The organism is Devosia sp. (assembly GCF_028290645.1).
GTDB lineage: Bacteria > Pseudomonadota > Alphaproteobacteria > Rhizobiales > Devosiaceae > Devosia_A.
The window spans coordinates 1-9,291 of record NZ_JAQGJL010000114.1; the positions used below are offsets into that span (position 1 = coordinate 1).

At 65.5% G+C, this 9,291-nt stretch carries 13 protein-coding genes and 1 pseudogene; all 14 read left to right on the top strand.

Going from position 1 to position 9,291, the window contains the following annotated elements; all coding sequences use genetic code 11:
* Nucleotides 1-1,058, top strand: a 1,058-nt coding sequence (locus JWQ89_RS06695; RefSeq protein ID WP_299639498.1) for a 30S ribosomal protein S1, incomplete at its 5' end; no start/stop codon positions are given.
* Nucleotides 1,059-1,144: 86 nt separating this feature from the next.
* Nucleotides 1,145-1,651: a GNAT family N-acetyltransferase gene (locus JWQ89_RS06700; RefSeq protein WP_299639500.1), complete on the top strand. Its 507-nt coding sequence runs from the start codon at nt 1,145-1,147 to the stop codon at nt 1,649-1,651.
* Between the two features lie 43 nt (nt 1,652-1,694).
* Nucleotides 1,695-1,994, top strand: a complete 300-nt coding sequence (locus JWQ89_RS06705) for a BrnT family toxin (protein WP_299639502.1) — start codon at nt 1,695-1,697, stop codon at nt 1,992-1,994.
* Entirely contained in the window at nt 1,966-2,286 is a 321-nt protein-coding gene (locus JWQ89_RS06710; protein WP_299639504.1) for a BrnA antitoxin family protein, read from the top strand. Before JWQ89_RS06705 ends, JWQ89_RS06710 begins: the two co-directional genes overlap by 29 nt.
* Before the next feature lie 112 nt (nt 2,287-2,398).
* Nucleotides 2,399-3,346 (top strand): signal peptide peptidase SppA, encoded by a 948-nt coding sequence (sppA, locus tag JWQ89_RS06715; RefSeq protein ID WP_299639506.1) that lies wholly within the window; start codon nt 2,399-2,401, stop codon nt 3,344-3,346.
* Between the two features lie 35 nt (nt 3,347-3,381).
* Nucleotides 3,382-3,666: an integration host factor subunit beta gene (locus JWQ89_RS06720; RefSeq protein ID WP_299639508.1), complete on the top strand. Its 285-nt coding sequence runs from the start codon at nt 3,382-3,384 to the stop codon at nt 3,664-3,666.
* 15 nt (nt 3,667-3,681) lie between these two features.
* Nucleotides 3,682-4,035: a lipopolysaccharide assembly protein LapA domain-containing protein gene (locus JWQ89_RS06725; RefSeq protein WP_299639509.1), complete on the top strand. Its 354-nt coding sequence runs from the start codon at nt 3,682-3,684 to the stop codon at nt 4,033-4,035.
* Nucleotides 4,036-4,046: 11 nt separating this feature from the next.
* The gene (locus tag JWQ89_RS06730) at nt 4,047-4,697 is read left to right on the top strand and encodes a phosphoribosylanthranilate isomerase (RefSeq protein ID WP_299639511.1); all 651 of its coding nucleotides are present in this window, start codon (nt 4,047-4,049) and stop codon (nt 4,695-4,697) included.
* Between the two features lie 10 nt (nt 4,698-4,707).
* On the top strand, nt 4,708-5,928 hold the full coding sequence (trpB, locus tag JWQ89_RS06735; RefSeq protein WP_299639513.1) for a tryptophan synthase subunit beta: 1,221 nt from the start codon (nt 4,708-4,710) through the stop codon (nt 5,926-5,928).
* Nucleotides 5,928-6,758, top strand: coding sequence for a tryptophan synthase subunit alpha (gene trpA / locus JWQ89_RS06740; RefSeq protein ID WP_299639515.1), 831 nt, complete (start codon nt 5,928-5,930; stop codon nt 6,756-6,758). Before trpB ends, trpA begins: the two co-directional genes overlap by 1 nt.
* 2 nt (nt 6,759-6,760) lie before the next feature.
* Nucleotides 6,761-6,952, top strand: a complete 192-nt coding sequence (locus JWQ89_RS06745) for a type II toxin-antitoxin system HicA family toxin (RefSeq protein WP_299639517.1) — start codon at nt 6,761-6,763, stop codon at nt 6,950-6,952.
* Nucleotides 6,953-6,998: 46 nt separating this feature from the next.
* Nucleotides 6,999-7,220, top strand: coding sequence for a type II toxin-antitoxin system HicB family antitoxin (locus JWQ89_RS06750; protein WP_299639519.1), 222 nt, complete (start codon nt 6,999-7,001; stop codon nt 7,218-7,220).
* A 290-nt stretch (nt 7,221-7,510) separates the two neighbouring features.
* Nucleotides 7,511-8,473, top strand: a pseudogene (gene accD, locus JWQ89_RS06755) (acetyl-CoA carboxylase, carboxyltransferase subunit beta).
* A gap of 192 nt (nt 8,474-8,665) precedes the next feature.
* The coding region (locus JWQ89_RS06760) for a Mur ligase family protein (protein WP_299639520.1) at nt 8,666-9,291 on the top strand (626 nt) is incomplete at its 3' end.

Consider the following 9,291-nt stretch of genomic DNA (forward strand, 5'->3'; position numbering starts at 1 on the left):
TCGTCGACCTCGGCGGCATCGATGGTCTGCTGCACGTCACCGATATCGCCTGGCGCCGGGTCAATCACCCGTCCGAAGTTCTCGCCATCGGCGAGACCATCAAGGTGCAGATCGTCCGCATCAACCACGAGAGCCATCGTATCTCGCTCGGCATGAAGCAGCTGCAGGCCGACCCGTGGGATGGCATTGCGGCAAAGTACCCGGTGGGCGCCAAGTTCACCGGCCGCGTGACCAACATCACCGACTACGGTGCGTTCGTCGAACTGGAGCCGGGCATCGAAGGCCTGATCCACGTTTCCGAGATGAGCTGGACCAAGAAGAACGTCCATCCGGGGAAGATCGTCAGCACTTCGCAGGAAGTGGAAGTGATGGTGCTCGAGGTCGATCCGGAAAAGCGCCGCATCTCGCTCGGCCTGAAGCAGACCCTCGCCAATCCGTGGGAAACCTTCGCCGAGAAGTATCCGTCGGGTACCGTTGTCGAGGGCGAGGTCAAGAACAAGACCGAGTTCGGCCTGTTCATCGGTCTCGATGGCGATGTCGACGGCATGGTCCACCTCTCCGACCTCGACTGGCAGAAGCCCGGTGAGCAGGCTCTCGAAGCCTACAACCGCGGCGACATGGTCCAGGCCAAGGTGCTCGACGTCGATGTCGAGAAGGAGCGTATCTCGCTGGGCATCAAGCAGCTGGCAGTGGGCGAAGTGGCCGATACCGGCGGCGACGGCATCCGCAAGGGTTCCGTGGTGACCGGCACGGTGACCGAGGTCAACGACGGCGGCATCGAAGTCCGTATCGCTGACAGCGAAATGACCGCGTTCATCCGCCGCGCGGACCTCAGCCGCGACCGCAACGACCAGCGTCCGGAGCGCTTCAGCAAAGGCGAGAAGGTCGACGCACGCGTCACCCAGTACGATCGCAAGACCCAGCGCATCCAGCTCTCCATCAAGGCGCTTGAAATCGCCGAGGAGAAGGAAGCCGTGGCCGCCTACGGTTCGTCGGACTCGGGCGCTTCGCTCGGCGACATCCTGGGCGCCGCGCTCAAGGATCGCGAAAAGAACTAAGGTCCTGCCGCGGGCAGCTCGCCCGCGGGCACGATATCGGGGGCTCGCACCGTCATGGTGCGGGCCCTTTGTTTAGGGGGCACTGAATGCATCTGAGGGACGTCGCCTGGCGCGCCATGTCGGCCTATGACCTGCCGGCCGTGCAGGGCATAGCCGACACCGTGCACATCGATTACTTCGAGACCCCCGAGGTCCTCGCCGAGCGCCTGCGCCTCTATCACAATGGCTGCTACCTGCTCGAAGTCGGCGAGAAGCCCGCAGGCTATGTGCTGAGCCACCCTTGGCTCTACGGCACGCTGCCCCCGCTCAATACGCTGCTGAAGCAACTGCCGGCCGAACCCGACACCTACTATATCCACGATCTCTGCCTCCTGCCGGTTGCCCGCCGCATCGGCGCCGCATCGAGGATCGTCGAGGCGCTGGTGAAGCACGCACGCGCCGAAGGCTATCCCACCGTGACCCTGGTAGCGGTCAACGGCTCGATCCCCTTCTGGCAACGCCACGGCTTCCAGATCACCGAGATCGACGCGCTCTACGGCAAGCTCCTGAGCTATGAGGCCGCGGCGAGCTATATGGTGCGGAGGCTTGTGTAGGTACAAATTTGTAGTTACATTGGGCGCGCACGAAGGGGGCAACGTGCTGTATCAGTGGGACGAGGAGAAGAACCGCGCCAACAAGGCCAAGCACGGCATCACCTTCGAGCAGGCAACGAAGGCGTTTGACGACCCCTTCGTCGTCAGTCGCTACCAAGGTGTAGAGGACGGAGAGCACCGTCACGCGATACTAGGCTTGGTCGACGGCATTGTGGTTCTATTCGTAGTGTTCACGGACTGGAGCATCGAATTTGACGAGCCCGTGAACCGCATTATTTCGGCCCGTCGCGCCGACAGGTCGGAAAGGTTGATCTATGAAAAAGAGCGAAGGTCGTATCGTTAGCTTCAAGCCGCGGGAACTGACCGCGGAAGGGCGTGCCGATCTGCGTGCCCTCGCCGACCTGCCTGACGACCAGATCGACTATTCCGACATCCCCGCGACCACGGCTGAAGACTGGGTAGGCGCGGAGGTCGGAAAGTTCTATCGGCCGCTGAAGCAGCAGTTGACCCTGCGCGTCGACGCCGATGTGCTTGACTGGTTCAAGCGCGAAAGCCCCGACGGCAAGGGCTACCAGACCCGCATCAACACTGCGCTGCGCGAGTACATGGCCGCGCACACCAAGAAGGCCGGCTGACCTCGGTCGAACTCCCGGTAGCACCTGCCACGGCATCCGGACGCCCGCATCCGCCTTGCATTTGTCGCCGCCGCTCGTTACCCCGCCAGAACCCCAGCGGCGCGAGGCACAGATGAGCGACTATTCCGGCGACCCGGCGCATCTCATTCCGGCCAATGCAAGGCTCCGCCGTTCGCGGCGGCTGTGGCGCGTGCTGTTCTTTCTCGCGCTGGCCGCCGCGGTGCTGGCCATTGCCGGCCGCTTCGCGCTGCAGCAGGGCGGGCCCGGCGACCGCATCGCGCGGGTCAGCATCACCGGCACCATCCTCACCGATCCGGCGCGGCTCAAGGTGCTCAACGAGCTCGGCGAGGACACGGCGGTGAAAGCCGTCATCGTCGCCATCAACTCTCCCGGCGGCACCACCGCCGGCGGCGAGGAGCTCTACGAGGCGCTCGGTGCGCTGCGCGCCAAAAAGCCCGTCGTCGCGGTGATCAGCGAGCTCGGCGCCTCTGCCGCCTACATGACCGCCATCGCCACCGACCGCATCTTCGCCCGCCGGCTCTCGATCGTCGGCTCGATCGGCGTGCTCTACCAGCATGTCGATGCGGGCAAGCTCCTCGCCACCATCGGCGTCGGGCTCGACAAGGTGCAGACCGGTCCGCTGAAGGCCGAACCCGACCTGAACGAGCCCATGGTGGGCGAGGTGCGGGCCTCGCTCCAGGCGCTGGTCAACGATTCGTTCGGCTGGTTTGTCGACATCGTCGCCGAGCGCCGTGGCATCCCGCGCCCCGAAACCCTCGCGCTGGCCGACGGCCGCATCATCACCGGCCGCCAGGGCGTCGATTTGAAGCTCATCGACGCTATTGGCGGCGAAGCTGAGGCCGTTGCTTGGCTCGAGGCCGACAAGTCAATCGCCGGCGATCTGCCCGTCGTCGATTACTTCCCGTTGCCGGCAGAGGGCTGGCTCGGCGTCACCCGTTGGCTCGGCCAGAGCGCCGCCGAAGTGGCGCGTTCGACTGTCTCAGGGGCAATGTCGCTTGACGGGTTGGTCTCCCTTTGGCACGCTGCTCCATCGATGTGAAACCCATCGACCCGTGAGGAGCGCCGGGGGGCGGTATGATCAAGTCCGAGCTCGTGCAGCGATTGTCCGACGAGAATCCGCATCTGTTTCAGCGGGATATCGAAAACATCGTCAATGCCATCCTTGATGAGGTCGGTGACGCCATGGCCCGCGGCGACCGCGTGGAGCTGCGCGGTTTCGGCGCCTTCTCGGTCAAGAACCGGCCGGCCCGCGTCGGCCGCAACCCGAGGACCGGCGAGACCGTGGACGTGGGCGAGAAATACGTGCCCCAGTTCAAGGCCGGTAAGGAAATCCGTGAGCGGATCAATCGCGCGGAATGATGCCGGGACCGACCGATGATTAGGCGTATTGTCGGCTGGTTTGTCCTGGTGCCGCTCTGTGCGGTCTTGGTGGTATTTGCCCTCGCCAATCGCCAGCTCGTGGTGGTGAACTTCAACCCGTTCGCGCCGGTCGACGCGCTGACCTCGCCCGCGGTCGGCGTGCCGCTGTTCCTCGTCATCTTTGCGGTGCTGCTGGTCGGGGTGCTGCTGGGCGGCATCGCCACCTGGTTCGCCCAGGGGCCGCACCGCCGCGACGAGCGTCATTTCAAGCGCGAGACCGAGCGGCTGCACCGCGAGCTCGAAGTGGCCCGCCGCTCGCCGGAGCTGCCCGCCCCGCTCGGCGCCGAACAATTCGCCCAATCCAACTGACGCCAGGTCTCATGTCCGACCCTCTCATCGTCAAGATCTGCGGCATCAAGACCACCGCATTGCTTGAAGCCGCGATTGACGCCGGCGCCGACATCGTGGGCTTCACGCATTTCGAGCGCAGCCCGCGCTATGTCGACATCGAAACCCTGCAGCTGCTGATCTCCGAGGCCCGCGGCCGGGTCGAGACCTGCGTGCTGCTGGTCAACCCGGACAATTCCGCCGTCATGGAAGTCGCGGCGCTGTCGCCCGACTGGATCCAGCTCCACGGCCCCGAGACCCCGCATCGCGTCGAAACCATCCGCGACGAGGCCGGCATCGCCATCATGAAGGCCGTCGCCATCGGCTCGGCCGAGGATGTCGCCCATGTGGCCGATTTCGTCGACGTGGCCGACCGGATCCTGCTCGATGCCAAGCCACCCAAGGGCGCCGAACGCCCGGGCGGGCTCGGCGTGCCGTTCGACTGGGGGCTCCTGAAGGCGCTTGACCCCAACCTTCCATTCATGCTTTCCGGAGGCCTCACGCCCGAGACGGTGGGGGAGGCGATCCGGGCCGTTCGGCCGATGGGTGTCGATGTCTCCTCCGGCGTCGAGACCGCGCCCGGCGTCAAGGACGCGGCGCTGATCCGGGCCTTTATCGACAAGGCGCGAGCCGCACACGGGTAGGAGTTCAGCAGTGACCGCGACCGGGGCCAATTCCCTTCGCAACGGCCCCGACGAAGAGGGTCGTTTCGGGCTCTATGGCGGCCGCTTCGTCGCCGAGACGCTGATGCCGCTGATCCTCGACCTCGAGAAGGCCTATCGCGCCGCGCAGGCCGATCCCGAATTCCAGGCCGAGATCAGGCATCTCGCCAAACACTATGTCGGCCGTCCGTCGCCGCTCTACTTCGCCGAGCGGATGACCGAGCACCTGGGCGGTGCGAAGGTCTATTTCAAGCGCGAAGAGCTGAACCACACCGGCTCGCACAAGATCAACAATACGCTTGGCCAGATCCTCCTCGCCAGGCGCATGGGCAAGACCCGCATCATCGCCGAGACCGGTGCCGGCCAGCACGGCGTCGCCACCGCGACCGTGTGCGCCAAGTTCGACCTGCCCTGCGTGGTGTTCATGGGCGCCACCGACGTCGAGCGGCAATATCCGAACGTCTTACGCATGAAGATGCTGGGTGCCGAAGTCCGCCCGGTCACCGCTGGCGCCGGCACGCTCAAGGACGCCATGAACGAGGCGCTGCGCGACTGGGTCACCAACGTCGATACGACCTACTACCTGATCGGCACCGCCGCCGGCCCGCACCCCTATCCCGAGATGGTCCGCAACTTCCAGTCGGTCATCGGCGAGGAGATCAAGGTGCAGATGCAGGAGATCGAGGGCAAGCTCCCCGACGCGCTTGTCGCCTGTGTCGGTGGCGGCTCCAACGCTATCGGCACCTTCCACGCCTTCCTCGACGAACCCTCGGTCAAGATTTACGGTGCCGAAGCCGGCGGCCATGGCATCGATGTGGAGAACGGTCACGCCGCCTCGATGACCGGTGGCCGCCCCGGCGTGCTCCACGGCAACCGCACCTACCTGCTGCAGGATGCCGACGGCCAGATCCTCGAAGGCCACTCGATCTCCGCCGGCCTCGACTACCCCGGCGTCGGCCCCGAGCACTCGTACCTGCATGACACGAGGCGGGTCACCTACGTGCCGATCACCGACAACGAGGCGCTCGAGGCCTTCCAGCTCTGCACCCGCCTCGAAGGCATCATCCCCGCGCTCGAATCGGCCCACGGCCTTGCCGAGGTGATGAAGCTGGCGCCCACCATGGGCAAGGACGAGACCATCGTCCTCTGCCTCTCGGGCCGCGGCGACAAGGACGTCGAGAGCGTCGGCCGCTATCTGGGGATGAACGCCTGATGACCACCCGCATCCCCGCCCGCTTCGCCAAGTGCGCCGCCGAAGGCCGTCCGGCGCTCGGCATCTTCACCATGGCCGGCGACCCCGACTTTGCCACCGGCCAGTCCATCCTCGATGCGCTGCCGGCCGCCGGCGCCGACATCATCGAGTTCGGCATGCCGTTTTCCGACCCGATGGCCGATGGTCCGGGCGTGCAGATGGCCGGCCAGCGCGCGCTCGCCGCCGGCCAGACGCTGAGGAAGACCCTCGCCATGGTCGAGGCGTTCCGGAGCAAGGACAACGACACCCCGATCGTGCTGATGGGCTACTACAATCCCATCTACATCTTCGGCGTCGAGCCCTTCCTCGCCGCGGCGAAGGCCGCCGGTGTCGATGGCCTGATCGTCGTCGACCTGCCGCCCGAGGAGGACGAGGAACTCTGCATCCCGGCGCTCAATGCCGGCCTCAACTTCATCCGCTTGACCACCCCCACCACCGACGACAAGCGGCTGCCGGCGGTGCTGAAGAACACCTCCGGCTTCGTCTACTACGTGTCGATGACCGGCATCACCGGCGCGACGATCAAGTCGCACGCCGCGGTGGGCGAAGCGGTGCGCCGCATCAAGCACCACACCGACCTGCCGGTCGCCGTCGGCTTCGGCATCAAGACCGCCGACGATGCGGCAAGCATGGGCCGCGACGCCGACGGCGTGGTCGTCGGCACCGCCATCTGCAATGCGGTGGGCAATTCGCTGGAGAACGGCAAGGCGACGGCAGGGACGGTCTCCGCCGTGACGACTCTGGTCGCCGGGCTGGCAAGCGGCGTGAAACGGGCGAAAGCCGCGGCCTGACGATGAGCAAGCGGCTGGCGCGCATGGCCGAGAATCCGCGCGCCGGTTGGTCCATTGCTGATGTCGAGGCGGTCTGTAGTGAGTTCGGAATCGCTTGCGCGGCGCCGCGTGGCGGTGGGTCGCACTACAAGATCTGGCACCCGCTGGTTCGCGAGATTCTGACCGTGCCTTTCAAACGCCCATCAAGCCCGTAGATATCCGCAAGCTCGTATCCTTCGTCGAAGCCGTAAGGAGCGCTCAATGAGCAAGCTCGCTTATCCCGTTATCGTATCGCCGCTCTCGGAAGCCGATGGCGGTGGTTTTGTTGCGACGGTGCCCGATCTTCCCGGCTGCATGAGCGATGGCGAAACTCAGGAGGAGGCTATTGTGAACGTGCTGGATGCGATTGAGTCCTGGCTTGAGGCTGCACGTGACGCCGGTCGCGAAGTACCAGCACCCTCACCAGTTGCCGCCATCGCCTGACACCACCCACCGACCGTCATCCCAGCGAAAGCTGGGACCCATCTCGCCGCCCGCGCCAGCCGAGAGTTGGGTCCCTGCTTCCGCAGGGATGACATCGAGTCGGGGGCAACAGCAGTGGCTCCCAACACCACCCCCACCCACTCCGTCCCCCTCGCAAACCGGTTACCAACACCCCACCATCCCTTAACCACGGCGTCCGAACCTGATAATATTCGCCACAATCACCATATACGCCCCGCGAACGGCGCCGATCGGTGCTGGAACAGCTGGCGAGGGAAACAGGCTAGGCAATGAACTGGATCAACAACGTCGTCCGTCCCCGCATCCGCTCCTTCTTGAAACCGAAGGATACCGGCTCGGAGAACCTCTGGGTCAAGGATCCGGAATCGGGCGAGATGGTGTTCTACCGCGATCTCGAAGCCAACATGTGGGTGGTGCCCAATTCCGGCTACCACATGAAGATCAAGGCCTCCGACCGGCTTGCGACCTTCCTCGATGAGGGCAAATACGACACGGTGCCGCTGCCCAGCGTGCCGCACGATCCGCTGAAGTTCCGTGACAGCAAGCGCTACGCCGATCGCCTGAAGGAGCAACGGCTGAAGACCGGCACCGAGGATGCGGTCACCGTCGGCACCGGCGAACTGTTCGGCCAGCCGGTCACGGTCGGCGTCCAGGATTTCGATTTCATGGGCGGCTCGCTCGGCATGGCCGCGGGCTCGGCCATCGTCACCGGCCTCGAGACCGCCGCCAACCGCCGCACCCCGTTCATCCTCTTCGTCTCCTCGGGCGGCGCGCGCATGCAGGAGGGCGTTCTCTCGCTGATGCAGATGCCGCGCACCACCGTGGGCGTGCTGCGCCTGCGTGAAGCGGGGCTCCCCTTCATCGTGGTGTTCACCAACCCCACCACCGGCGGCGTCACTGCCTCCTACGCCATGCTGGGCGACGTGCACCTCGCATAGCCCGCCGCCCTGATCGGCTTAGCCGGCCCGCGCGTCATCGAGCAGACCATCCGCGAAAAGCTCCCCAAGGGCTTCCAGCGCTCGGAATACCTCTACGAGCACGGCATGATCGACATGGTGGTGCACCGCCACAACCTGCGCGAAACCATCGGCTCGCTGGTCGGCATCCTCACCAAGTCGCCGGTCCGCGAGGAACTGAGCGAAACCGCCCCGTCGCGCCTCGCCACGCCCATCACGGCGAATGCCGGCGACGACCTGATCGGCGTGCCGGCGGAAGCGGCGCACGCCGAGTAGCGCCCGTCATCCGGCGCTGCGCGCCACCTTCTCCCCGACGGGGAGAAGAATAGAAGGGGCACCAACTGTGCCACATCGGTTCCTCTCCCCTTCGGGGAGGGTGGGTCGGCCGAAGGGCCGAAACGGGTGAGGGGCTGGGCACCACAAGCAGCACAGTGCTAGAAGCCCCGTACCCTCCTCCCGAGTCGCCCCGTGTCCCGCACCGACGCCATCCTCAAGCGGCTGCTGACGCTTCATCCCAAGCTGATCGACCTGCATCTCGAGCGCGAGATGCTGCTGCTGGAAAAGCTCGGCAATCCGCAGGACCACCTGCCGCCGGTGATCCATGTCGCCGGCACCAATGGCAAGGGCTCGACCATCGCCTATCTGCGCGCCTTCCTCGAGGCGGCCGGCAAGAAGGTCCACGTCTACAACTCGCCGCATCTGGTGCGCTTCAACGAACGCATCCGGCTCGCCGGCAAGCTTGTCTCCACACGGCTGCTCAATCGTACGCTCGAGGCGTGCGAAGCTGCCAATGCGGGAGCGCCGATCACCTTTTTCGAGATCACCACTTCGGCTGCGCTGAAGTTGTTCGCCGAAACGCCGGCGGACTACCTGCTGCTCGAGGTCGGGATGGGCGGCACTTTCGATTCCACCAATGTGGTCGATCATCCGCTCGGCGTCGTCATCACCCCGGTCGACATCGACCACCAGAGTTTTCTCGGCAAGACCGTCGGTGAGATCGCCGTCAGCAAGGCCGGCATCCTGAAGCGCGGCAGCCCGGCCGTCGTCGGCCTGCAGCAGGAGGAGGGCCGCGTCGTGATCGACAAGGCGGCCCG

What these genes read in the sequence shown, in the direction of transcription:
- JWQ89_RS06750 (WP_299639519.1), top strand. Translation starts at nt 6,999, where the DNA reads ATGAGCAAGCTCGCTTATCCCGTTATCGTATCGCCGCTCTCGGAAGCC.
- JWQ89_RS06730 (WP_299639511.1), top strand. Translation starts at nt 4,047, where the DNA reads ATGTCCGACCCTCTCATCGTCAAGATCTGCGGCATCAAGACCACCGCA.
- JWQ89_RS06700 (WP_299639500.1), top strand. Translation starts at nt 1,145, where the DNA reads ATGCATCTGAGGGACGTCGCCTGGCGCGCCATGTCGGCCTATGACCTG.
- JWQ89_RS06725 (WP_299639509.1), top strand. Translation starts at nt 3,682, where the DNA reads ATGATTAGGCGTATTGTCGGCTGGTTTGTCCTGGTGCCGCTCTGTGCG.
- sppA (WP_299639506.1), top strand. Translation starts at nt 2,399, where the DNA reads ATGAGCGACTATTCCGGCGACCCGGCGCATCTCATTCCGGCCAATGCA.
- JWQ89_RS06710 (WP_299639504.1), top strand. Translation starts at nt 1,966, where the DNA reads ATGAAAAAGAGCGAAGGTCGTATCGTTAGCTTCAAGCCGCGGGAACTG.
- trpA (WP_299639515.1), top strand. Translation starts at nt 5,928, where the DNA reads ATGACCACCCGCATCCCCGCCCGCTTCGCCAAGTGCGCCGCCGAAGGC.
- JWQ89_RS06745 (WP_299639517.1), top strand. Translation starts at nt 6,761, where the DNA reads ATGAGCAAGCGGCTGGCGCGCATGGCCGAGAATCCGCGCGCCGGTTGG.
- JWQ89_RS06720 (WP_299639508.1), top strand. Translation starts at nt 3,382, where the DNA reads ATGATCAAGTCCGAGCTCGTGCAGCGATTGTCCGACGAGAATCCGCAT.